Here is a 23,277-nt window from a genome sequence, read left to right on the forward strand (position 1 = left end):
CCCTAGTAACCAGGCAGAAAACTGGCGCTGACCAGAGCTGTTCCCTAAACTGTGCCGCAGCAGGATCTGCAACGGCGCATGCAAGCTCATTGCTAAATGAGCCTAAAGTTTTCCAGGGGATGGCCGAGAACATGGCAAGCGTCCAAATTCCCAGAGGTTTTTAACATGGTCATCGATTTCAGCCGTTTGAACAGCTCCTCGTCACTTACGGGCAGTACACGTACCAGCAACGCCAAGGAAACCGCCGAAACCGGCACCTCCGCGCCGCTGAATACCCCGGCCGAACAGGCCAGTACCGCAAAAAGCGGGGAATCGGTACACCTCAGCAATGAGGCTCAACAGTTGCAGAAGGTCACTGACAAGCTGCGCGATCAGCCTGCCGTCGATAAAGCCCGCGTGGCCGAGTTGAAAGCAGCGATTGCCGATGGCAGCTACAAGGTCGACAGCAACCGTGTAGCCAGCAAACTGCTTAATTTCGAAGCCCAGCGCTAGGCCTCGGTCAGCGCCAGGCTTTTGGACGCTTAAAACCCAAGGCCAGCCATGCACGACACTAATTTATTGCAACTGATCACCGACGACTTTGCTCCAGCTCAACAATTGCTGGAGTTACTGCAAACCGAGTCCCTCGCCTTGCACGGTCGCGACATGCCTCTGCTGGAAGAAATTCTTGCGCGCAAACAGGCATTGATCATTCTGCTCGAACAGCATGGCCGCAAGCGCAGCGAAATCCTCGCCAGTCTCAATCTGTCGCTCGACCGCGCAGGCCTGGAACAACTGGCCAGCCAGTCGAGCATCGGCGACCAGTTGCTGAGCCAGAGCGATGTCCTGACCGACCTGATTGCCCAGTGCCAGGCGGCCAACGTCAAGAATGGCCAGTCGATCATCATGCAGCAGGCCGCCACGGCCAATCAGCTGAAAATCCTCACCGGCGGCGAGCCTCCCGCGCTCTACGATGCCAGTGGCACCTTCTCCAAACTGCAGAAACCACGCGCGCTCAGCCAGGCGTGATGCTTTCTTCTATGCTTGCGCCCTATCAACGTGCGATACATGCTGGCAAAATACTGGCCAGCCGTAGTCAAATTTTGTCTGGAGATTGATTTAACGTGTCCAATGATGACGCTCCGCAGCCCCCAAAGGTGCTCACCACGCCCCTGGAGATCTCCAGCAATCTGCGCCAGCTGCAAGAGAGCCACGATCCGCTGATCATTACGTTCCACGAGCGCAGCCAGCGCTTTCAGAGCTACCTGATTGAAGTCGATCGCGAGAACGGTTCGATCAAGCTTGATGAAATGATCCCGCGCGACGGTGAACGTTTTCTGGAAGCAGGCGAACCGTTCAAGGTTGAGGGCTTTCATGATGGCGTGCGCATTGCCTGGGAATGTACAGGGACGCTGAGCATCAAGGATTCCGATGGCGACCGTTTCTACACCGGTGCTTTGCCGACCGAAGTGGTTTATCACCAGCGCCGCAATGCCTTTCGCGCCGCACTGAAACTGACCGATCTGGTCAGCGTCGTGCTCGGCGGCGAAAAACTCAAGGCACCGCTGGATGGCAAATTGCTCGACATCTCGGCCACGGGTTGCAAGCTGCGCTTTGAAGGCGACATCACCGACCGCCTGCAACTGGGCCAGGTCTATGATCGCCTGATCGCCGCGCCGCTGTTCGGCAACCAACCGGTATCGGTCGAGCTGCGTTACCTGCACTTCGAAGAAAAACTCAACATCACCTTCGCCGGCCTGCGCTTTCACAACATCAGCGGCCCGGCAGCCCGCAACGTCGAGCGTTTCGTTTATCAACTGCAACGCGAAGCGCGTCGGTTCGATAAAGACGATCTCTGATCGGCAGGCATAAAAAAACGGGCAGTCATTGTGGTGACTGCCCGTTTTTTTATGCCCGGATCAAGGCCTGGCGGTACTGATGTCCGGCCCTTCGCCCTCGACTGTCGAGTCGGTTGGCGTGACAGGTTCTGGCTCGGGTTCCGGTTCGGGCTCCGGCTCTGGAACGACCGTATTCTGCATCTGCTCCTGCACCACCTGCTCGTCTACCCGAGGGTCAAGCGCAGCCACCAGCGGCGAACTGGACATGCTGTCCGGCATCGCCACGTGATGCAGCGGCGCATCGTCGACCTGGTGCAGATTGGTCACGGCTTTCGGCCGGATCCGCCATACCAGCACCAGCGCGAAAAAGGTGAAGAACGCGTACAGGCTCTGCGGCCCGAACAGCTTCATCAGCACCCCGGCCGCCAACGGCCCGACACTGGCACCCACGCCATAGGTCACCAGCAACATCGCCGTCAGCGATACCCGACGCTCACCTTCGACGTGGTCGTTGGAGAACGCCACCGCCAACGGGTACAGGCAAAACTGCACCAGCGAGCAGAGGAAGCCGACCACGAACAATACTTCCAGCGGCACCTGCGGCAGGATCGCCAGCGGCAACGCCGCAATCGCGAGGAACAGCGCAAAACAGCGGATCAGCAACGCCCGGTCATAGCGGTCGGACAACCAGCCCAACGGCCACTGCACCACCAGCCCGGCAAAAATGCAGCTACCCATGAACAGACCGACCTGTTCGGTAGACAGCCCCTGCTGCGAGGCATACAGCGGCGCCAGACCGTAGAACGAACCGATGATCAGCCCGGCCCCAAGCACCGTACTCAACGACTGCGGCACACGCTTGATAAAGAAGCGCGGCTCCATCGGTGCCGGATGCAACGGCGCCGGGTGAATCCGTCGGGTCAGCGCCACCGGCACCAGACACAGGGCAAAACACAGCGCGACCAGCATCAGCAGTTCCAGGCCAAGGCCCGGGTGCATGACCAGAATCAGCTGACCGAGCACCAGCCCCAGGTACGAAGCGATCATGTAGCCGCTGAACACCAGACCGCGCTGATTGGCGTCGGCCTGCTCGTTCAGCCAGCTCTCGATGACCATGTATTGGCACATCATGCCGAGGCCGACGATCGTCCGCAGCACCAGCCAGGCCGGCAGCCAGTCCACCAGCCCATGACCGAGCACCGCCGCGCCGACGATCCCGGCACACGCCGAGTAGGCGCGGATATGCCCGACCCGGGCGATCAGGCGGTGACCGATCTTGCCGCCCAGCACCAGGCCGAAATAGTTGGCCGCCATCAACGCACCGACCCACAACCCGTCGACATGGTCGGCAGCCAGACGCAAAGCCAGATAAGTAGAAAGAAGGCCCGAGCCGATCAACATCATCAGCGAGGCGAAATACAGCGCTCGAAAGGATTTCCAGATTTGGCGCATCGGCGTTCCGAGCGGCTCCTTGCGGTAAGTATCGGGCTATCAAACGATAGCCCGACGGCAACATTTCGTCAGGCCTGGGCTGCTAGAACACGGCGTTCCCAGGGAGTGATTTCATCAAAGAAACTGGTCAACTCCATGGTCTTCGAAGCGATGTAGCCTTCGATGAACTCCGTGCCGAACAGTTCCTTGGCAAGCTGGCTGCGCTTCAGACGTTCGAGCGCCGCGTGCAAGGTACACGGCAGCGAAAGATGGTCCGGCACGTCGAACTCGCCTTGAATCGCTTCGCTTGGCTCCAGCTCATGCTCAATGCCGTACAAGCCGGCGGCCAGGCTCGCGGCAATCGCCAGATACGGGTTGGCATCGGCGCCCGGCAAGCGGTTCTCGACTCGACGCGCGACCGGCGAACTGGCCGGAATGCGTAGCCCGGCGGCGCGGTTGTCGTGGGACCAGCAGGCATTGTTCGGCGATGCGAACGGATGGCACAGACGCTGATACGAATTGACGTTCGGCGCAAACAGCGCGGTGAAGTCGGCCATGCCCGCCTGTTGCCCGCCGATGAAGTGGCGGAACATCGCGGTCGGCTGACCGTCCGCGTCGCTGAACACATTCTTGCCGCTGCCGATCTCGACGATGCTCTGGTGAATGTGCATCGAACTGCCCGGCGTGTGCGCCAGCGGCTTGGCCATGCAGACCACGGTCAGGCCGTGCTTGAGCGCGACTTCCTTGAGCAGGTGTTTGAACAGGAAGGTCTGGTCCGCCAGCAGCAGCGGATCACCGTGCAGCAGGTTGATCTCGAACTGGCTGACGCCCATTTCATGCATGAAGGTATCGCGCGGCAGACCGAGGGCGGCCATGCATTTATAGACTTCACTGAAGAACGGCCGCAGACCGTTGTTGGAGCTGACACTGAACGCCGAGTGACCGTCCTCGCGACGACCGTCTAGACCGACTGGCGGCTGGAACGGCTGGGTCGGGTCGGTGTTCGGCGCGAACACAAAGAATTCAAGTTCGGTCGCCACCACCGGCGCCAGACCGAGGGCTGCGTAACGGGCAATGACTTTCTTGAGCTGACTACGGGTCGACAGGTTGGAGCTTTCACCGGTCAGCTCGTCGGCATCACAGATGGCAAAGGCCCGTGGTTCTTCACTCCATGGCAACGGGTGAATCTGCGCCGGATCGGCCACCAGCGCCAGATCGCCGTCATCGCTGCCATAGAATTTGGCGGCGGGATAACCGCCCATGATGCATTGCAGCAGCACCCCCCGGGCCAACTGCAAACGCCGCCCTTCGAGGAAGCCCTCGGCGGTCATTACCTTGCCTCGTGGCACACCGTTCAAATCCGGCGTGACACATTCAATCTCATCAATGCCCGTCAATCGCTGCGCGAGTGAACGCTGGCCATCGGTTGTCATGACGCAATCCTTGTTATTGTGCGAGCCGCGAACGGCGACCCGGACAAAATAGGCTTCGGCTGTTCGGAATATCAAGCAGCAGCCAACAAAAAGAATTCCGGTCGATGAATCCGTGATTCAGGGCAGGTAAATACTGAACACACCACCACCCAACGGGCCGCCATTACGGATCTCGGTCCGGCCGCCAACACCGTTGCGCTGATGCAGCGCGGCGATGCGCCCGGCGAAGTACAGACCGAGGCCGGTGCTGCCACTGCTGTGGTTGATGCCCTGCACGTAATCGGACTGACGCTCGAGCATTTCCGCCGGGTAACCGTCGCCGTCGTCATTGATGCTCAACACCAGTTGACCGGCTTCATCGCTGACGGTGATCAGCAGCGATTCACGGGCGTAGCGGATCGCGTTGTTGATGCAATTGCCCAGCACCGAGGCGATCAGTTCACGGTCGAAGAAACCCAGTGGGCTGAGCGGGTCGACCTCATACGTCGCGATGATGCCGCGACTGGCGAAGACCTCTTGATGAGCCGCCAGTTGCGCCTCGATGAAATCGTCCAGCTCGTGATAGGCCGGCTGCAACGGCATCTGGTTGACCCCGAGCTTGTACAGCCCGAGCAGCTGCACCAGCATGCCGTTGAGGTGGGCGAACTCGAAGTCGATCACGCCCTGCTCCGCCCCTTGGCGCTGTGCCTCGGGCAGACGCGCCAGCCATTGGCTGTGGGCCTGCATCAGCATCGCCAGAGAGTTCTTCATGTCGTGCACGGTGGAGGCGATCACCGTGGAAAAATCCAGTGCCTGCTCGTCTTGGTTCATTCGCCAAACGCCTTGCTTTTCAGCTTCTGATAACGCGGATAACGCGCGTCGGTATCGGGCATCATGCCCACCAGTTTCAGGCAGGCCCGACATTCTTCCAGCTCCGCCGACGGCACATTGGTGTCGGTGCCGTGCAGCAGCGACTGGGCCATGTTCAGCGCGATACTGATGTTCTTCGGTTGCATCTTCAGCGCCTTGCGGAACACCTCGCGGGCCTCCACCAGGTTGCCGGTCTTGTACACGCGCACGCCCTGACGGTTGAGGTCGGCGGCGGCATTACTGGAGCTGAGAATAGTCGGGTCGTCGGTGAGCTTGGCGATGTCTTTCATCACCGTCGGATCATCGCCGTAGATTTCCGCACAGCTCTTGAGCATCGAGGTGCCCGCCTCGGCCTGGCCGAGCATCTGCAATTGCTTGGCGACCAGCAACGCCGCCTCGGGGCTCATGAACTGTTCCATGCCGTCGAGGCGCATCAGCGCTTGTTCGGTGAGCTTTTCGGCGGTCTCGGCATCGTTGAGCAACAGGCTCGTGGCCTTCATCAGACGCGCGCGAATCTGCAGGCCCGGATCGGTCGGGTTTTCTTTCGCCACCGCACTCAGTGTGGTGTTGATCTCCAGCCGCGTGCGGGTGTCGAGCCCACGCTCGCTGCCCTTGCTGATCAGCGCGTGGGCCAGGCCCAGATTGCTTTCCGGATCCTTGAAGCGCGATTGCGCGCCCTGATTCACCGCCTGGCGATAAGCCCGGGAGGCGGTGTCGAAATCTTCGTTGGCCATCGCCAGCTTGCCCAGCAACGCCTGACGGCGCACTGCAAGCGGCGACAGGCGAATCGCCTCCTCCAGCACTTGCTGCGCGCCTTTGGTATCGCCTTCGGCAACCAGTACGTCAGCCATGCCGTCGTACAGCGCCGGCATCATCGGGAAGACCTTCAAGGCTTTTTCGTAAACGCCTTTGGCTTGGCTGACCTGCCCGCGCTTGAACAGCAACTTGCCCAACCCGGCAAACGCCCACGGCAACGGCCGGTCGGCGATGATGCTGTCGTAAAGGCGCTCGAGCGCTTCGTTCTGGTTCATGTCGCGCAACGCATCGGCGCGATAGCGCAGGCACAGCGGCGAATAGCGGATGTCCTGTTTACACAAGGCGATGCAGGCGTTGAGCACTTCGACCGGTTTGCCACGGTCGAGGGCTTGCAGAATCGGTTTGAGCAGGGTCTTGCGTTGTTCCAGACGCTCCAGCCGCTGAGCCAGGCCAGAACGGTTGAACGGCTTGGTCAGGTACGCGTCCGGCTCGTGCTCCAGGGCACTGAGCACCATCGCCTGACTGGTCTCGGCCGTGACCATCACGAACACCGCTTCGTGACTGATCAGCTTCTCCATCATCAAGTCTTCCAGCACTTGCTGACCGTTCTTCTTGCCGTCACCGAGGTGGAAGTCCTGGAGGATGAAATCGTAGGACTTCTGCGCGCACATTTTCAGCGCCTGCTCACCGGTGTCGGCGGTGTCCACATCCTTGACGCCCAACTCGCGCAACATCGAACGCACGGAACTGCGGAAATCCGAGAAATCATCGACGATCAGAAAACTCTTTTGGTGATACGACAGCATCGAGGATTTCCAGGCAATTGAAGAAGATGGACCATTTCCAGGCGCGCAGATGATAGCTGCCGGCCAAATGCTATCAAGCGATTTCGCGCGACTCTGAAGTCACCGAATGGGTTATCGGCCGGATCAGCGGTTCTCTTGAAGCGGGGGTTCAAGATTCGTTGCGCAAGGATTACCCTGCGCGGCGGTTCTCACCTACCAACGGCAAAGGATTCATCGTGTACATCAATGGACGCTACATCGTGTCGGCCTGTGCGCTGCTGTTTTTTCAGCAGGCACTGGCGAGCGGAATGGACTGCACAAAGGCGGCGAGTGTTGTGGAGAATGCAATATGCGCAGACAAGCCGTTGTATGAGCTGGATGCGCAGATGGGGGCGGCTTATCGGAAGTTGATAAAGGCCGCACCGGCGCAGGCCGACGTGAAAAAGGCCCAGCTTCAGTGGCTGAAGGAGCGTGATCGATGTGGCGAGGAGGTCAGTTGTCTGAGCCAGCGTTATCAGGATCGTTTGCAGGTCTTGCACGCGCAGTGGATCGACGCGGTGGCCTACAAACCGGACGAGATCGATAAACAGGTCATGGAGGATCTGCAGCTGCGGGTTCGGGAGATGAGTAAGGAAAATCCGGAGTTTGCGCTGGAGCGGGCGCTGAATTCTCTGACCCTTGGCTCCATCGGCAGCTCATTTTCAGCAGAGCTGGATGAAGATGAGCAACCGCTCTTCCCCACGACCACCCCCAAAGATGTCACACAAGACGAGTGGAAAGCACTGCAAGCATCCGACATCAAGGGCGCAGCAGAGTCCGGCCAAACCTCGTACACCCTGATGGATCTGGATGGAGACGGTCAGCGCGATCTCATCGTGGAAACCTACTCCGGCGGCACCGGGATGTTTCATTACACAGAAACCTGGCGTCGGGGCGACGGCAGATTTATCAGGAGAACGGCTGAGATTGCCCCTCAGACCAGTAACGACAGCGTCCTTTTCTATACCAATGACCGCGGTGCCAATCAGGCCGTGTACCTGATCGGTACTCGCGGCAAAATCTATTTCGCCTACCAAAACGGCAGCTACGGCGAAGATCAGGTCTACCTGCTCAATCCGCTGAAGATCAACAGACAGGTGCCGACGGTCAGCGTGCGCTATGACTACCAACTGACCGTTCCACACACTCAGTACATCGAGGACAGCGATAAAGCCTACGAACTGGAACCGTCCCTGCAGAAGGTGCTCGCCAAAGCTGTGACCGGTCTGGACACACATGCGGGGATGACGGGACAGCAGAAAAAACCGCTCTGTCCCATCCCCCAATCCGCCAAGGACATCGAGGAATACTACGGCTACGGTGCGAGCTACTACGCAATCGAACCTGTCGCCGACTTCCCCGTGATCATTGGTGATGATTGTTATGTCGCAAGACTGATCAACTGGTTCGGCAGCTACGATGAAAAGAATGGACTCTTCGCAAAACTGACGATGCGCAAGCCTGAAGCTGAGAGCCAGGAGCGCGGATATACGGTCAACGGGCGTCGTCATATCACCCAGGTCAGCACATCGATTGGCAAAGCCGAGGGTGGCGCCGAGACGTTCTAGGTCTTTTTTCCGCACAGCAAAAAGCCCCGGCAGATTACTCTGCGCGGGGCTTTTCAATAGATGGTGTCCCAGGGCAGGTTCGAACTGCCAACCTTCCCCTTAGGAGGGGGATGCTCTATCCAATTGAGCTACTGGGACACAGGACTGTCGGTGCGACAGACGGCGTGCATGTTAACGGCCGGGCCCTGATTTGTCATGTCGTCCGCAGGGCTTTTTAAGTGTAGGCAGGTGCCTTGCAAGGGTGCCGGATGTTTTACCGTGCAATTTGCATCACCGCAAAAAGCCATCATTGCAGAATGCAATGCTCCCTGTTCGAAAAACCCTGTTAAATGCTTGTTTTTAAAGGACTTAACAGCGGTTAGACTATTGGCACGACGGCTGCTTTACCGGTTCTTATACAAGAACAATCGGAGACTCGTCTCATGAACAGCGCCCTCGTGTTCGCAAACGCAATCGCACTGGCCGTCCTGGTGGGTTTTCACTTCGCCCCCGAGGACAACGAGAAAGTGGCCGGGCGCATGCCGCATTACCTGCAAGTGCAGAAGGCGCCGCAATGGGCGGTGTTGAGCGATCAGAGCTTCGCCCCGCAAGCAGTGAGCGAATCTGAACAGACGTTACCGGCGCATTCGACTGAACGTCTGGTGTTTTGAAATATCTTCAGGAGTACAGCATGTCCAAGTCAGCTGCAGGATTTCTGATCCTTGCCTTATTGAGTGGCCTCGGGCATTTTTCGCTGTTCGAGGAAACCGAAATATCCCTGCCCCTGATCGGTTGCGGCGTGTTTTCGGCGCTGTTCGTATTGGCACTGGTGGCCGGGCGCAAGATCAAGTTTGATCCGGTATTACGCTGAATCTGACCAGTTCCAGCAGAAGATTGACGGCATCCGCCAAGTCTCCCGAGTTGTCGATCAAATGCACAGGGCTATCCGTTGAACGCCTGTCCTTAAACAGCGTATTGCGGGCCAGCCGAGCATCGATCTGCTCAAGCGTCTCCCGGCCACGCCGGAGCAGGCGCTCACGCAAGACATTGTCTCGCACCGTCAGCAGCACCGGCACCAGCGTGGGGTAGCTTTCCAGGGCTTGCCGAAGGTTCGCCCGAGAGCCGTTCACCAGGACGTGTTTACCCGCTTTCAACCATTGATCCATTTCCACCGGAATCCCGTAGGAAAGACCGTTGGCCTCCCACGCCAGCGAAAACTCGCCGGCGCGCTGACGTTGCTTGAACTCCTGCGGCGTCACGCCGATCGCATCCTCGCCCACGGATTCGGCTGAACGGGTGATCACTCGTCTGATGATTTCGCAGTTCAACGCCCGCAAGGGTTCACGCGCGGCCTCGATCAGACTGTCCTTGCCGGAGCCGGAAGGTCCCATGAGGTAAATCAGCCTGCCATCCATCCTGAAAACGCCCTCCGGCGGGCATTTGCCCCTAGTAAATCGGCCATTTGCCACTATCCTGTACAAGGTAAGGAACAACGATTCAACCCGCATAGCATGCACGTTCTGACGCCTTTGGGCATCAGTCGACGTGCTTCAGGACGCGGTCAGCGATACGGGCCGATGCTTTCTTTTCAAACCAGTCCGCATTTCTGATAATTGGTGCTGGCATTACGCCTTTACCCGGATCAATATTTGTCACAGAATTGACGCCAATGATCTGGCAATTTTGAGGCATGATGCGCGCCTCTTAACAATTCAGGTTGAACCATTTGGCGCGGATGCTTGTCCTACCACACATCCTGCGGCCAATCCCGAGAACCGCTCCCCTGAACTAACCGGTTAAATATATGCGCCCATTGAAACAGGCAATTTATTCCAGCCGTACGGCTGACAAGTTCGTCGTACGTCTGCCAGACGGAATGCGTGAACGCATTGCCGAGGTGGCTCGCAATCATCATCGCAGCATGAACTCCGAGATCATTGCGCGCCTTGAGCAGAGTCTTATTCAGGAAGGTGCACTGGGCGAAGAGCTGAGCATGCGCCTGGACAGCCCGGAGCTGTCGCTGCACGAACGCGAGCTGCTGCAACGCTTCCGCCAACTCTCCCATCGCCAGCAGAACGCGCTGGTTTCTCTGATCGCCCACGACGCCGAAATGGCCGCAGACGCATCCTGAGTCAAACCGAACATCTCAAGCCAGCATGAATGTTGGCTTTTTTTTGCCTGCAATTCGGTTTTTTCCGGGGCGAAAAAAAGCCCGCCAATCGGCGGGCTGTTTCAATGCAGTCGGTCAGAGCAGGAAGATCGTCGCCAGACCCAGGAAGATGAAGAAGCCACCACTGTCGGTCATGGCCGTGATCATCACACTGGCGCCCATTGCCGGATCGCGACCCATCTTGGCCAGCGTCATCGGGATCAACACCCCCATCAACGCTGCCAGCAGCAGGTTCAACGTCATGGCGGCCGTCATCACCACACCCAACGACCAACTGCCATACAGCATGTAGGCGACCACACCGATCACCCCGCCCCAGACCAGGCCATTGATCAACGCCACGGCCAGCTCTTTGCGCATCAGGCGCGAGGTGTTGCCGGTGCTGACCTGATCGAGCGCCATGGCGCGAACGATCATGGTGATTGTCTGGTTGCCGGAGTTGCCGCCGATGCCCGCCACGATCGGCATCAGCGCCGCCAGGGCTACCAGCTTCTCGATCGAACCTTCGAACAGACCGATCACCCGCGATGCGACGAATGCCGTGATCAGGTTGATCGCCAGCCACGCCCAGCGGTTGCGCAGAGATTTCCAGACGGAGGCGAAGATATCTTCTTCCTCGCGCAGACCCGCCATGTTGAGGACTTCGCTTTCGCTTTCCTCACGAATCAGGTCGACCATCTCGTCGATGGTCAGACGGCCGATCAGCTTGCCGTTCTTGTCGACCACCGGGGCCGAGATCAAGTCATAACGTTCGAACGCCTGAGCGGCGTCGTAGGCGTCTTCGTCCGGGTGAAAACTCACCGGGTCACTCGCCATGACTTCGGAAACCTGTTTCTCCGGATCATTGACCAGCAAACGCTTGATCGGCAGCACGCCCTTGAGCACGCCGTCGTAGTCGACCACGAACAGTTTGTCGGTATGGCCCGGCAGCTCTTTGAGACGGCGCAGGTAACGCAAAACCACTTCAAGACTGACATCCTCACGGATGGTCACCATCTCGAAGTCCATCAGCGCACCGACCTGCTCCTCGTCGTAGGAGAGGGCCGAACGCACACGTTCGCGTTGCTGCTGGTCCAGAGTCTCCATCAGCTCATGGACGACGTCTCGCGGCAGCTCGGAGGCCAGGTCAGCAAGTTCGTCGGCATCCATGTCCTTGGCGGCCGCCAGGAGCTCGTGATCGTCCATGTCGGCGATCAGCGTTTCACGGACAGAATCGGATACTTCGAGAAGAATGTCGCCGTCGCGATCGGCCTTGACCAACTGCCAGAGTGTCAGACGATCGTCCAGCGGCAGGGCTTCAAGAATGTAGGCGACGTCGGCGGAGTGCAGATCATCGAGCTTGCGTTGCAGCTCGACGAGGTTTTGCCGGTGAACCAGGTTCTCGACCCGGTCATGATGCGGGCCTTCCTGGCGATGAGTCAGGTCTTCGACGACCCGCTGGCGCTGCAGCAGCTCGACGACCTGAGCCAGGCGATCCTGCAGGCTTTCCTGTGTTTTCTTTACTTCGATTTCGGACATAGGCGAACTCCACTCCCAGCAGCGGGGCACGCCGGAAGGATCAATCAGTCAATTCATGATTGGTGAAACGGGCTACTGAATAACTACTGGGTAAGTCCATGGAGGTTTTCCATAAGCCCCGGCGGGGCTGACGGGCGCAATGATACACCGCCTGACGGTTTTAAACGTTAAAAAATAGTGGCTGAAACAAGCGCTTGCGAGACAAAGCTGAGCGCTGTCCTGATCCTTCACACTGCGACGACTCATCCTGAAAAGAAAACACACCGACAGTGAAAAAACTGCCGGCTACGCTTGAAGAAGATCGTCATGGAGGACGCCGAATGCCATCGAAAACATCCCGATTCATGCTGACCACCCTGCTCTGCCTGCCCGCCATCGGGAGCGCAACCACACTTCACCGCTGCGAAGCTTCTGATGGTAGCGTCACATTCACCACATTGAGCTGTGCGAACGATGAGCACCTTTCATTGCAGGAAGTACGACCCTATTCACCTGGCTCGACAGTCGCCCTGATACCCGAAGCCCGGCACGAAGAAATATCGGGCATGAATATCAAAAAACGAAAAATGGCCGTCGTCGGGCGTACTCACGATAAATGTGGAGATCTGATCGACGCACGACAAAAACGCGAGGCAATCATCAATCAACGAATCATCGCCGGCATGAGCCAACAGGATGTTGAAAGCGCTCTGGGCAAACCCGACAAGGTAAATATCCGCAATTCGGCAACGAGTTATCGTTACGACCTCAAGCGAGGGCGCAGTGCTCAAATCGATTTTGATGAGAAAGGATGCGTGACGGGAAAAGCCAAATCCCGGACAGCAAAAAGCCCGCGTTAAACGCGGGCTTTTCGGTATATGGTGCACTCGACAGGATTCGAACCTGTGACCGCTCGGTTCGTAGCCGAGTACTCTATCCAGCTGAGCTACGAGTGCAATTTGTGTTTTTAGACCAGACCACAACTGGCTGTAACCAAGTCATCTGCATTGCTGCAACCGACTCTTAAATGGTGCACTCGACAGGATTCGAACCTGTGACCGCTCGGTTCGTAGCCGAGTACTCTATCCAGCTGAGCTACGAGTGCATTTTGTGTTTTTAGACCAGATCACAACTGGTTGAAGCCGAGTCATTTACATCGCTGCAATTGACTCTTAAATGGTGCACTCGACAGGATTCGAACCTGTGACCGCTCGGTTCGTAGCCGAGTACTCTATCCAGCTGAGCTACGAGTGCATTTGTTGCGCCGCATTATAGCCCGTCTAATCTCTATTCCAACCACTTTTTCTATAAATTTCAACAACTTACAGAAAAAGCCAGATTACAACGTACTAAGCAAATAATGGCGGAGAACGGGGGATTCGAACCCCCGACACCCTTTTGAGGTGTACTCCCTTAGCAGGGGAGCGCCTTCGGCCACTCGGCCAGCTCTCCGCAACACGGGGCGTATATTAACCACCTTCTTCCCCGTTTGCAAACATAAAAATCGATAAAAATTAATGGCTTGGTTCTTCGTCCTTCTCTTTCTTTATACGCAGATAGATTTCTTCACGGTGCACGGCCACCTCTTTCGGGGCGTTGACGCCGATACGCACTTGATTTCCTTTAACGCCGAGCACGGTCACGGTGATTTCGCCATCACCGATAATCAGGCTTTCTGCGCACCGACGAGTCAGAATCAGCATACCTTTCTCCTCACGCGAATCATTTCAGGGACAACAGTCTGCAAAAAAAAGGCACCCGACCTACAACCGGAGCGATCGTAGCCCTACATGCCTGAGTATTGACCAGCGCGAGCAAAAGAACAGTTCAGGGCTCACGCCATTCAAAAAATAAAGGGCGCGGTCAGACCGCGCCCTTCAGACAACGCATCACTCGCCCTGACGGGCCGGAGCGTCGAGTTCGAAAGCCGTGTGCAGGGCGCGCACGGCCAGTTCCAGGTACTTCTCTTCGATAACCACGGAAACCTTGATTTCCGAGGTCGAGATCATCTGGATATTGATGCTTTCTTTTGCCAGGGATTCGAACATGCGGCTGGCCACGCCTGCGTGGGAACGCATGCCGACACCGACGATCGAGACCTTGGCAATCTTGGTGTCGCCAACCACTTCACGGGCACCGATCTCGCGAGCGGTGTTTTCCAGCACGGTCTGCGCGGACTGGTAGTCGTTGCGGTGCACGGTGAAGGTGAAGTCGGTGGTGTTATCGTGCGCGACGTTCTGCACGATCATGTCGACTTCGATGTTCGCGGCACTGATCGGGCCGAGAATCTTGAACGCCACGCCCGGGGTGTCTGGCACGCCACGGATGGTCAGCTTGGCTTCATCGCGGTTGAAAGCGATGCCGGAAATGATCGGCTGTTCCATGGTTTCCTCTTCATCAATAGTAATGAGGGTGCCCGGACCCTCCTTGAAGCTGTGCAGTACGCGCAGCGGAACGTTGTACTTGCCGGCGAACTCCACCGCGCGGATCTGCAGCACCTTGGAACCGAGACTGGCCATTTCCAGCATCTCTTCGAAGGTGATCTTGTCCAGACGCTGAGCAACCGATACCACGCGCGGGTCAGTGGTGTAGACACCATCGACGTCGGTGTAGATCTGGCATTCGTCAGCCTTCAGCGCAGCGGCCAGCGCCACGCCGGTGGTGTCGGAACCGCCACGACCCAAGGTCGTGATGTTGCCGTGCTCGTCGACGCCCTGGAAACCGGCGACCACAACCACGCGACCTGCTTTCAGGTCACCGCGAATCTTCTGGTCATCAATCTGCAAGATACGCGCTTTATTGTGCGCACTGTCCGTCAGGATCCGCACCTGGTTGCCGGTGTACGACACCGCCGGCACACCGCGCTTGATCAGCGCCATGGCCAACAGGGCGATCGTCACCTGCTCACCGGTGGAAACGATCACGTCCAGCTCACGGGGAACCGGTTGATCTTCGCCACTGATTTGCTTGGCCAGATCGATCAGACGGTTGGTTTCGCCGCTCATTGCAGACAGCACAACCACCAGGTCATCGCCGGCATCGCGGAATTTCTTAACCTTGTCGGCGACCTGCTCGATTCTCTCGACAGTGCCGACCGAGGTGCCTCCAAATTTCTGTACGATCAAAGCCATTTCAAAGCCGCCTCTGCCCATGAAGGGCGCCCAATAATCACTCAAACAGCCGCCGGGCCCGCCACTAGACTGCGGGCCCGACGGGCCGTCTTATAAACCCTGCTCGACGAATGGAACGGTCAGCGCCAGTGCGCCATCCAGTGCGCCGGCGTCGACACCGCCGCCCTGCGCCATGTCCGGACGACCACCGCCCTTACCGCCCACTGCCGCAGCAGCCTGTTTCATCAAATCACCGGCTTTGAGTTGGCCAGTCAGGTCCTTGGTTACGCCTGCAACCAGTACGACCTTTTCCTCATGGACACTGCCGAGCAGGATCACTGCGCGGCCGAGTTTGTTTTTCAGCTGATCGACCAGCGCCAGCAGCGCCTTGCCGTCCTGACCATCCAGACGCACGGCCAGAACCTTCACACCCTTGACGTCCACGGCCGAGGCCGACAGATCGTCGCCGGCAGCGGCGGCAGCCTTGGCCTGCAACTGCTCGAGCTGCTTTTCAAGCGCACGGTTGCGCTCCAGCACAGCCGACAGCTTGTCGATCAGGTTGTCGCGGCTGCCCTTGACCAGGCTGGCCGCTTCCTTGAGTTGTTCTTCAGCAGCGTTCAAGTAATCCAGCGCCGCAGCGCCGGTGACCGCTTCGATACGACGCACGCCCGATGCCACACCGCCTTCGCTGATGATTTTCAGCAGGCCGATGTCGCCGGTACGGTTGGCGTGGATGCCGCCGCACAGCTCGACGGAGAAATCACCGCCCATGCTCAGCACGCGCACGTTGTCGCCGTACTTCTCGCCGAACAGCGCCATCGCGCCTTTCTGCTTGGCGGTTTCGATGTCGGTTTCTTCGGTTTCAACGGCGGAGTTCTTGCGGATCTCGGCGTTGACGATGTCTTCCAGCGCCTTGATCTGCTCCGGCTTGATCGCTTCAAAGTGGCTGAAGTCGAAACGCAGGCGCTGACTGTCGACCAGCGAGCCTTTCTGTTGAACGTGATCGCCCAGCACTTTGCGCAGTGCAGCGTGCAGCAAGTGAGTGGCCGAGTGGTTCAGCGAGGTGGCGTGACGCACGTCGGCTTCGACGTGGGCTTCCACCGGTGCACCAACGATCAGGCTGCCCGACGCCAGTACGCCGTGGTGCAGGAACGCGCCGCCGGTCTTGGTGGTGTCGCGCACGTCGAAACGGCTGTTGCCGGCCTGCAGGTAACCGCAATCGCCAACCTGGCCGCCGGATTCGGCGTAGAACGGAGTCTGGTTCAGCACCACAACGCCTTCCTGCCCTTCACTCAAGACGTCCACGGACTGGCCATCTTTATAGAGGGCAACGACTTTCGCCGAACCGCTGGTGGCGTGGTAACCGGTGAACTCGGTGTCGACGTCAACCTTGACCAGGCTGTTGTAGTCCAGCCCGAACGAGCTGGCGGAACGTGCACGGACGCGCTGGGCTTCCATTTCACGCTCGAAACCGGCTTCGTCGATGGTCAGGCTGCGCTCGCGGGCGATGTCCGCGGTCAGGTCCATCGGGAAACCGTAGGTGTCGTAGAGCTTGAACACCACGTCGCCCGGAACCACGTCGCCTTTGAGCTCGGCCAGATCCTGCTCGAGGATCTTCAGGCCCTGCTCCAGGGTCTTGGCGAATTGCTCTTCTTCGGCTTTCAGTACGCGCTCGATGTGCGCCTGCTGGGATTTCAGCTCAGGGAACGCTTCGCCCATCTCGGCCACGAGTGCGGCAACGATCTGGTAGAAGAAGCTGCCCTTGGCACCCAGCTTGTTGCCGTGACGGCAGGCGCGACGGATGATCCGGCGCAGCACATAACCGCGACCTTCGTTGGACGGCAACACGCCGTCGGCAATCAGGAAGCCGCACGAACGGATATGGTCAGCCACGACTTTCAGCGACGCCTGATTGTCGTTGCTGCAACCGATGGCCTTGGCCGATGCGGCCAACAGGCTCTGGAACAGGTCGATTTCATAGTTCGAGTGAACATGCTGCAGCACGGCACTGATCCGCTCAAGGCCCATGCCGGTGTCCACCGACGGAGCTGGCAGCGGGTGCAACACGCCATCGGCGGTGCGGTTGAACTGCATGAACACGTTGTTCCAGATTTCGATATAACGGTCACCGTCTTCTTCCGGCGAGCCCGGTGGGCCACCCCAGATGTCGGCGCCGTGATCGTAGAAAATCTCGGTGCAAGGACCGCACGGGCCGGTATCGCCCATGGTCCAGAAGTTGTCGGACGCGTAAGGCGCGCCTTTGTTGTCACCGATGCGCACCATGCGCTCGGCCGGCACACCGACTTCCTTGGTCCAGATGTCGTAGGCCTCGTCATCGCTGGCGTAGACGGTGACCCACAGCTTTTCCTTCGGCAGGTTCAGCCACTTCTCGGAGGTCAGGAAGTTCCAGGCGTAGGTGATGGCATCACGCTTGAAGTAGTCGCCGAAGCTGAAGTTACCCAGCATTTCGAAGAAAGTGTGGTGACGGGCGGTGTAACCGACGTTTTCCAGGTCGTTGTGCTTGCCGCCGGCGCGCACGCATTTCTGGCTGGAGACGGCGCGGGTGTACGCGCGCTTTTCCTGGCCCAGGAAGCAGTCCTTGAACTGGTTCATCCCCGCGTTGGTGAACAGCAGGGTTGGGTCGTTGCCCGGAATCAAAGAGCTGGAGGCTACACGGGTGTGGCCTTGCTCTTCGAAGAAGCGAAGGAAGGCTTCACGGATTTCTGCGCTTTTCATTAGGTTCTTCCACGGAGGCTGCGGCCAAAGGCCTGTACGAAACGTCAACAGACGAAACGACGGCAAAGGGCCGCATTATATCGGCCCTGCGCGCGGGGTACAGCGTGTTTATACGATAGAAACGGTCAATTGGGTGGCTAACGCTGTCACTTGCGCGAAAACTCGACGAATGTCGCGACCACTTGCTCGATTTGCGAGCGATTGACGTCCATGTGCGTGACCATCCGCAGCCGGGCGGCAGCGCTCAATTTGATCCCGCGCTCAACGGCAAATGCCTTGATCGCCTCGGCACGGTCGCCCATCTGCACGTAAACCATGTTGGTCTGCACCGGCTCGACACTGAAACCGGCCTCGCGCAGGCCTTCGGCCAGCAACTGCGCGTTCGCATGGTCATCCGCCAGGCGCTCGACGTTGTGATCCAGCGCATACAGCCCCGCCGCCGCCAGCAATCCGGCCTGACGCATGCCGCCACCGACCATTTTGCGCAGGCGTCGGGCCTTTGCAATCAACGCCGACGAACCGCACAGGACCGACCCGACCGGCGCACCGAGGCCCTTGGACAGGCACACCGAAACCGAATCGAAATATTGGGTGATTTCCCGGGCATCGACCCCGAGCTTGACCGCCGCGTTGTACAGCCGCGCGCCGTCCAGATGCAGCTGCAGGCCATTGTTCTGAGTGAACTGCCGGGCCCGGGCCAGATACTCCATCGGCAACACTTTGCCCTGCATGGTGTTTTCCAGCGCCAGCAGACGAGTGCGGGCGAAGTGGAAGTCGTCAGGCTTGATCGCCGCTGCCACCTGATCCAGGTCCAGCGAGCCATCGGCCTGCACTTCCAGCGGCTGCGGCTGGATCGAACCGAGCACCGCCGCACCGCCGCCCTCGTACTTATAGGTGTGCGCCTGCTGACCGACGATGTATTCGTCACCGCGCTCGCAGTGCGCCATCAATCCCAGCAGGTTGCTCATGGTGCCGGTCGGGACGAACAGCGCCGCAGCAAAACCCAGCCGTTTTGCCAGTTCGGTCTCCAGACGATTGACCGTCGGATCTTCGCCATACACGTCGTCGCCAGTGTCGGCTCGGGTCATCGCGTCGAGCATGGCGGGAGTCGGTTGGGTGACGGTGTCGCTGCGAAGATCGATAACGCTCATGAACCTGGCCTCTGGTCAGCAGGGGAAATCCCTTTTCGAAGAGGAATTACTGCGGGCATGGCGCGGATTAATCAACCCTTGAGCAAGGAAAAGTCGTTTGCGCGCTTCGAAAAACTCGATGGCAATCATCACAAAGGCGCAATGCACTGTCTGGAAATCTGTGTTAAAAACGCTCCGCCGCCCGATAAAGGGCGGCGAAACGTTCTCAGGGCGGGGTGCAATTCCCCACCGGCGGTAATTGCGCGCAATGCGCATAGCCCGCGAGCGCTTGGTGACGGGCACGGCAAACGCTGTGAGCGGCGGCAAGGTCAGCAGACCCGGTGTGATTCCGGGGCCGACGGTCATAGTCCGGATGAAGAGAGAACGGGATTGACGCCAAAGGGCCGTCCGCCGTGTTCGCGCGAGCGTGCGTACCCTTGAATCCCTTTCGATTCATAACGCCCTGTTTTTCACACAAACAGGAGTCAGAACATGCAACCCACCGCTATCGACAGCAAAAGCAAACACCCTCACGGCGAGCGCGTCGCGTTCATCCAGGCCTGCTGGCACAAGGAAATCGTCGACCAGAGCCGTAAAGGCTTCCTCGCCGAAATGATCGCTCAGGGTTATCAGGAATCGGACATCGATTTCTTCGAAGTCGGCGGCGCCTTTGAAATGCCTCTGCACGCCAAGCTGCTGGCCAAGACCGGTCGTTATGCCGGCATCGTTGCCGCCGCCCTGGTGGTGGACGGCGGAATCTACCGTCACGAGTTCGTCGCCCAGTCGGTGGTCAGCGGCCTGATGCAGGTTCAGCTGGAAACCGAAGTGCCGGTGTTCTCGGTGTCGCTGACCCCGCACCACTTCCATGCCGGTGAAGAACACCAGAAGTTCTTCTTCGAGCATTTCGTGCACAAGGGTCAGGAAGCGGCGAAGACTTGCGCGGATACGCTGCAGAAAGTGCGTGCGTTGCGCCGCACCGAGCCGCGTGCTGTAGCGGTCTGATGCAAACCCGGGTCGAGTGAGGTCTTGAACTTCACTCAAACCACTGTGGGAGCGGGCTTGCCCGCGATAGCGGTAGATCAGTCGAATCATATTTCAACTGACAGTACGCCATCGCGGGCAAGCCCGCTCCCACAGGGTTATGCATCTGCCCAAAGATTGAATCAGGCGAGATTTTCGTCAGTGGTCGGCACGATCAGAATGCCTGCCCGCAGGCCGTTCTTGACCTTGGGATTGGGGAAGATGATCCGCGCGCCCTGCTCTTCGATGATCCAGCGGGTATTGGCCAGATCTTCGGCCAACACATAACCTACATCCAGCTCCGAAAAGTTTTCGATGTCCGCCGGCAGGTTCAGGCGGAACGCATCGCTGTGCTTGATGATTTCCCGTGCCACGCTGAACAGTTGCAGACCGTCCAGGCCCTGCTCGGCCATCTCGGGCTCGGTGCCTTCGATGATCTGCTTCAGACGGGTTTCCAGCAGCGACACATTGACCCCGGCGTTCTGCCCGAATGGCCGCGCCTTGCCCAGCTCCAGCGTGAAGGACTCGGCCCCGAGCTTGTCGTAGGTGTAGGAACTGAACACGATTGACGGTTTGTTCTGCAACAGCACCGCTTCCATGCCGGCGGCGCGCAGGCGGGCCAGCTCAAGACGGGAATGCTGGCGACCTTCCTTCCACGGATACAGGGCGAACTGCTCGATCTTCGAACCGCGAATCGCGGTGTGCAGGTCGTAGTGCAGGCGCTGACGATCAGGAAGGCTAAAGAAACTTGCAGCCAGGCGTTCCAGCTCGCAGGCGCGCAGGGCTTCGGAACCGCTGCTTTGTTCGTGACGGCCGTTGAACAGCCGATTGACGTCCTGCTCGACGAAACGCTCGCCCTTGCGAATCGCTTCCGGGTTGCCGAACAGGAACAGAATGCGTGCGCGCGGCTTCAGGTCGCCGCGAGCGATGTCGTGCAGCAACCGGTCGAGCAACTCGATCGGTGCCGTTTCGTTGCCGTGGATGCCTGCCGACAGCAGCAGGTCCAGGCCATTGTCGCGCGCTTCGGGTGGCCGGACTTCCAGCGCACCCTCGCTCAACCAGCGCATGCGCACGCCTTCGACAGTCAGTTGAGTCTTCTCCGCCGGTTCGCGGCCGGCGAGGGTCAGTTCAAGCAGTTTGCCGAGGGCGAGCATAGAGCGGTTTCCTTAGTGGTCGTGATTGCAATCCGGGCCGTGCACGTGGCCGTCATCGTCGCCGAGGTCAGCCGGTTCCATCTCCAGTTGCAGACTTACCAGATTAGTCGCCAATGGACGCAACAGCAGGTTGGCGTACTCTTCGTCGCCCTCTTCGACGTCCACGCCGATCAGCAGTTGGCCGCGGCCGTCCTGCTGGATCCACAGCTCTTTGCCTTGCCACATGACCGCGACGCGGGTGCAGGAAGTTTGCAGTTGCGTGCCGTCAGTGTCTTCAAGGATCAGCTGCAGGGAATCGCTCATGTTTTACGCTCTCTTGGGGAGATGGAACCGTGCGCCGCGTTCAGGCGGCGCGCCGGTCATCAATTGATCTGGAATGGATAAACCGCGCCCAGTTTAAGGATTTGCGTCAGTTCATCCAGTGCCGTCCGGCATTCAAGCAGCAATTGCGGGTCCGCCAGATCACTTTCGGTCAGGCGGTCGCGGTAGTGCTTTTCAACCCATGCGGTCAACGAACCGTACAACGGGGCGGTCATGATAACCCCTGGGTTGACGGCCGCCAGCTCGGTTTCGTTGAGCGCGACGCGCAGTCGCAGGCACGCCGGGCCACCGCCGTTCTGCATGCTTTGCTTGAGGTCGAAAACCTTCACCTCGCGGATCAGGCCACCGGAACTAGTCAGGCCTTGCAGGTAATTCCAAACGCGCTCGTTGCCACGGCACTCTTCCGGCACGATCAGCAGCATCGAACCGTCAGGACGCGACAGCAGCTGGCTGTTGAACAGGTAGGAACGCACTGCGTCGTCCACGGTGACCGCCGAACGCGGCACGCAGACCGACTGGAAGTTGCCGCCGACCTTGGCCAGTTTGGCTTGCAGTTCGGCCAGCATCTGATCGGTGTCGAGGAACGCGTCCTCGTGATAGAACAGCACCTCGCCGTTACCCACCGCGATCACGTCGTTGTGGAACACGCCCTGATCGATCACCGCCGGGTTTTGCTGCGCGTAAACCACGCCGTCGTCACGCAGGCCGTGCAAACGAGCGACTGCTTGCGACGCTTCGAGGGTCTGGCGCGCCGGGTATTTCTGCGGTGCCGGGTAGCGGGTGTCGAACGCACTGCGACCGAACACGAAGAACTCGACGCCGGCCTCACCGTACTCACGGCAGAAACGCGTGTGGTTCGCTGCGCCTTCGTCGCCGAACTGCGCCACTGCCGGCAATGCTGCGTGGTGAGCGAAGTGCTGCTGATTGGCGAACATCGCGCCCAGCACACGGCTGGTGGTCGGATGCTCGATACTGCGGTGGTATTTGCAGTTCAGGTTGGCGGCGGTGAAGTGGACGCGACCGTCAGCGGTGTCGGCACTCGGGCTGACCGTGGCGGCGTTGGCCACCCACATGCTCGACGCCGAGCAGCTGGCGACCAGCAGCGGCATCGCTTCTTTGGCGGCGCGCTCGATCACTTGAGCGTCGGTGCCGCTGAAACCCAGACGGCGCAACGCAGCCACGTCCGGACGCTCCTGCGGTGCGAGAACGCCCTGCTGAAAGCCCATTTCCATCAGCGCTTTCATTTTCGCCAGACCTTGCAGCGCCGCTTCCTTCGGGTTCGAAGACTGTTGGCTGTTGCTCTGGGACGCAACGTTGCCGTAGGACAGACCACCGTAGTTATGGGTCGGCCCCACTAGACCGTCAAAATTGACTTCATAGGATTTCATCAGCGAGGCTCCACGAGAATCTGTTGTTATAGGCTTCAGTAACTATTCTTTGAGACCGCGGCGCGGCCATCGCTGGCAAGCCAGCTCCCACAGG

Annotated in this window: 22 protein-coding genes, 5 tRNA genes and 1 riboswitch; of the genes, 9 read left to right on the forward strand and 18 right to left on the reverse strand. The window is 59.0% G+C overall.

Annotated features, from left to right (window positions below):
• Positions 1 to 165: 165 nt before the first annotated feature.
• From flgM to QR290_RS22275, 3 genes are all read left to right on the forward strand, one after another.
• Positions 166 to 492, forward strand: a complete 327-nt coding sequence (gene flgM, locus QR290_RS22265) for a flagellar biosynthesis anti-sigma factor FlgM (RefSeq protein ID WP_007960324.1) — start codon at positions 166 to 168, stop codon at positions 490 to 492.
• A gap of 48 nt (positions 493 to 540) precedes the next feature.
• On the forward strand, positions 541 to 1,008 hold the full coding sequence (locus QR290_RS22270) for a flagella synthesis protein FlgN (RefSeq protein ID WP_007960323.1): 468 nt from the start codon (positions 541 to 543) through the stop codon (positions 1,006 to 1,008).
• A 95-nt stretch (positions 1,009 to 1,103) separates the two neighbouring features.
• Positions 1,104 to 1,838, forward strand: coding sequence for a flagellar brake protein (locus QR290_RS22275; RefSeq protein ID WP_289203624.1), 735 nt, complete (start codon positions 1,104 to 1,106; stop codon positions 1,836 to 1,838).
• A gap of 60 nt (positions 1,839 to 1,898) precedes the next feature.
• Here the strand turns inward: QR290_RS22275 and QR290_RS22280 are convergent, their stop codons facing one another.
• From QR290_RS22280 to QR290_RS22295, 4 genes are all read right to left on the reverse strand, one after another.
• Complete coding sequence (locus QR290_RS22280; RefSeq protein WP_289203625.1) at positions 1,899 to 3,269, reverse strand: MFS transporter; 1,371 nt, start codon at positions 3,267 to 3,269, stop codon at positions 1,899 to 1,901.
• Positions 3,270 to 3,337: 68 nt separating this feature from the next.
• Positions 3,338 to 4,579 carry a glutamine synthetase family protein gene (locus QR290_RS22285; RefSeq protein WP_289205322.1) on the reverse strand — a complete coding sequence of 414 codons (1,242 nt, stop codon included), beginning with the start codon at positions 4,577 to 4,579 and terminating at the stop codon, positions 3,338 to 3,340.
• Positions 4,580 to 4,798: 219 nt separating this feature from the next.
• A complete protein-coding gene (locus QR290_RS22290) occupies positions 4,799 to 5,491 on the reverse strand; it encodes a sensor histidine kinase (protein WP_007960318.1) in 693 nt (230 codons plus the stop codon).
• Positions 5,488 to 7,092 carry a tetratricopeptide repeat-containing response regulator gene (locus tag QR290_RS22295; protein WP_085745116.1) on the reverse strand — a complete coding sequence of 535 codons (1,605 nt, stop codon included), beginning with the start codon at positions 7,090 to 7,092 and terminating at the stop codon, positions 5,488 to 5,490. Before QR290_RS22295 ends, QR290_RS22290 begins: the two co-directional genes overlap by 4 nt.
• 215 nt (positions 7,093 to 7,307) lie before the next feature.
• On the opposite strand from QR290_RS22295, the gene QR290_RS22300 reads away from it, so the two are divergent.
• Positions 7,308 to 8,678 (forward strand): lysozyme inhibitor LprI family protein, encoded by a 1,371-nt coding sequence (locus tag QR290_RS22300; RefSeq protein ID WP_289203626.1) that lies wholly within the window; start codon positions 7,308 to 7,310, stop codon positions 8,676 to 8,678.
• Positions 8,679 to 8,739: 61 nt separating this feature from the next.
• Here QR290_RS22300 and QR290_RS22305 read toward each other — a convergent pair.
• Positions 8,740 to 8,816: transfer RNA gene (locus tag QR290_RS22305), tRNA-Arg, on the reverse strand.
• 284 nt (positions 8,817 to 9,100) lie between these two features.
• Here QR290_RS22305 and QR290_RS22310 point away from each other — a divergent pair.
• Positions 9,101 to 9,328 (forward strand): hypothetical protein, encoded by a 228-nt coding sequence (locus QR290_RS22310; RefSeq protein WP_289203627.1) that lies wholly within the window; start codon positions 9,101 to 9,103, stop codon positions 9,326 to 9,328.
• 20 nt (positions 9,329 to 9,348) lie between these two features.
• Positions 9,349 to 9,528: a PA3371 family protein gene (locus QR290_RS22315; RefSeq protein ID WP_007960291.1), complete on the forward strand. Its 180-nt coding sequence runs from the start codon at positions 9,349 to 9,351 to the stop codon at positions 9,526 to 9,528.
• Here QR290_RS22315 and phnN read toward each other — a convergent pair.
• Positions 9,503 to 10,072 (reverse strand): phosphonate metabolism protein/1,5-bisphosphokinase (PRPP-forming) PhnN, encoded by a 570-nt coding sequence (phnN, locus tag QR290_RS22320; RefSeq protein WP_289203628.1) that lies wholly within the window; start codon positions 10,070 to 10,072, stop codon positions 9,503 to 9,505. The two genes, QR290_RS22315 and phnN, sit on opposite strands and share 26 nt — an antisense overlap.
• A gap of 389 nt (positions 10,073 to 10,461) precedes the next feature.
• Between phnN and QR290_RS22325 the strand changes: the two genes are divergently transcribed.
• Entirely contained in the window at positions 10,462 to 10,788 is a 327-nt protein-coding gene (locus QR290_RS22325) for an Arc family DNA-binding protein (protein WP_003178899.1), read from the forward strand.
• A 114-nt stretch (positions 10,789 to 10,902) separates the two neighbouring features.
• On the opposite strand, the gene mgtE is transcribed toward QR290_RS22325, so the two are convergent.
• The gene (mgtE, locus tag QR290_RS22330; RefSeq protein ID WP_011335525.1) at positions 10,903 to 12,345 is read right to left on the reverse strand and encodes a magnesium transporter; all 1,443 of its coding nucleotides are present in this window, start codon (positions 12,343 to 12,345) and stop codon (positions 10,903 to 10,905) included.
• A 320-nt stretch (positions 12,346 to 12,665) separates the two neighbouring features.
• Here mgtE and QR290_RS22335 point away from each other — a divergent pair, with 320 nt between their 5' ends.
• Positions 12,666 to 13,184 (forward strand): cell envelope protein SmpA, encoded by a 519-nt coding sequence (locus tag QR290_RS22335; protein WP_289203629.1) that lies wholly within the window; start codon positions 12,666 to 12,668, stop codon positions 13,182 to 13,184.
• Between the two features lie 19 nt (positions 13,185 to 13,203).
• On the opposite strand, the gene QR290_RS22340 is transcribed toward QR290_RS22335, so the two are convergent.
• From QR290_RS22340 to ltaE, 8 genes are all read right to left on the reverse strand, one after another.
• A tRNA-Arg gene (locus tag QR290_RS22340) sits at positions 13,204 to 13,280 on the reverse strand.
• A 72-nt stretch (positions 13,281 to 13,352) separates the two neighbouring features.
• Positions 13,353 to 13,429: transfer RNA gene (locus QR290_RS22345), tRNA-Arg, on the reverse strand.
• A 72-nt stretch (positions 13,430 to 13,501) separates the two neighbouring features.
• A tRNA-Arg gene (locus tag QR290_RS22350) sits at positions 13,502 to 13,578 on the reverse strand.
• 107 nt (positions 13,579 to 13,685) lie between these two features.
• Positions 13,686 to 13,776, reverse strand: a tRNA-Ser gene (locus tag QR290_RS22355).
• A gap of 62 nt (positions 13,777 to 13,838) precedes the next feature.
• Positions 13,839 to 14,027 carry a carbon storage regulator CsrA gene (gene csrA / locus QR290_RS22360; protein WP_002554426.1) on the reverse strand — a complete coding sequence of 63 codons (189 nt, stop codon included), beginning with the start codon at positions 14,025 to 14,027 and terminating at the stop codon, positions 13,839 to 13,841.
• Between the two features lie 186 nt (positions 14,028 to 14,213).
• Entirely contained in the window at positions 14,214 to 15,455 is a 1,242-nt protein-coding gene (locus tag QR290_RS22365; RefSeq protein ID WP_007951048.1) for an aspartate kinase, read from the reverse strand.
• Between the two features lie 90 nt (positions 15,456 to 15,545).
• Positions 15,546 to 18,170: an alanine--tRNA ligase gene (gene alaS, locus QR290_RS22370; RefSeq protein WP_289203630.1), complete on the reverse strand. Its 2,625-nt coding sequence runs from the start codon at positions 18,168 to 18,170 to the stop codon at positions 15,546 to 15,548.
• Between the two features lie 146 nt (positions 18,171 to 18,316).
• Complete coding sequence (ltaE, locus tag QR290_RS22375) at positions 18,317 to 19,321, reverse strand: low-specificity L-threonine aldolase (RefSeq protein ID WP_289203631.1); 1,005 nt, start codon at positions 19,319 to 19,321, stop codon at positions 18,317 to 18,319.
• Positions 19,322 to 19,518: 197 nt separating this feature from the next.
• A riboswitch (FMN riboswitch) is annotated at positions 19,519 to 19,690 on the forward strand.
• Between the two features lie 102 nt (positions 19,691 to 19,792).
• On the opposite strand from ltaE, the gene QR290_RS22380 reads away from it, so the two are divergent.
• Positions 19,793 to 20,302, forward strand: coding sequence for a 6,7-dimethyl-8-ribityllumazine synthase (locus tag QR290_RS22380; RefSeq protein WP_039772077.1), 510 nt, complete (start codon positions 19,793 to 19,795; stop codon positions 20,300 to 20,302).
• Positions 20,303 to 20,463: 161 nt separating this feature from the next.
• Here QR290_RS22380 and astE read toward each other — a convergent pair whose 3' ends face one another.
• From astE to astB, 3 genes are read right to left on the reverse strand one after another with little or no spacing between them, the layout of a single operon-like run.
• The gene (astE, locus tag QR290_RS22385; RefSeq protein ID WP_007951052.1) at positions 20,464 to 21,474 is read right to left on the reverse strand and encodes a succinylglutamate desuccinylase; all 1,011 of its coding nucleotides are present in this window, start codon (positions 21,472 to 21,474) and stop codon (positions 20,464 to 20,466) included.
• Between the two features lie 12 nt (positions 21,475 to 21,486).
• Positions 21,487 to 21,777 carry a hypothetical protein gene (locus tag QR290_RS22390; RefSeq protein ID WP_011335531.1) on the reverse strand — a complete coding sequence of 97 codons (291 nt, stop codon included), beginning with the start codon at positions 21,775 to 21,777 and terminating at the stop codon, positions 21,487 to 21,489.
• Between the two features lie 59 nt (positions 21,778 to 21,836).
• Positions 21,837 to 23,183, reverse strand: a complete 1,347-nt coding sequence (gene astB, locus QR290_RS22395) for an N-succinylarginine dihydrolase (RefSeq protein WP_085607454.1) — start codon at positions 23,181 to 23,183, stop codon at positions 21,837 to 21,839.
• Positions 23,184 to 23,277 lie beyond the last annotated feature (94 nt).

The organism is Pseudomonas fluorescens (assembly GCF_030344995.1).
Lineage (GTDB): Bacteria > Pseudomonadota > Gammaproteobacteria > Pseudomonadales > Pseudomonadaceae > Aquipseudomonas > Aquipseudomonas fluorescens_BF.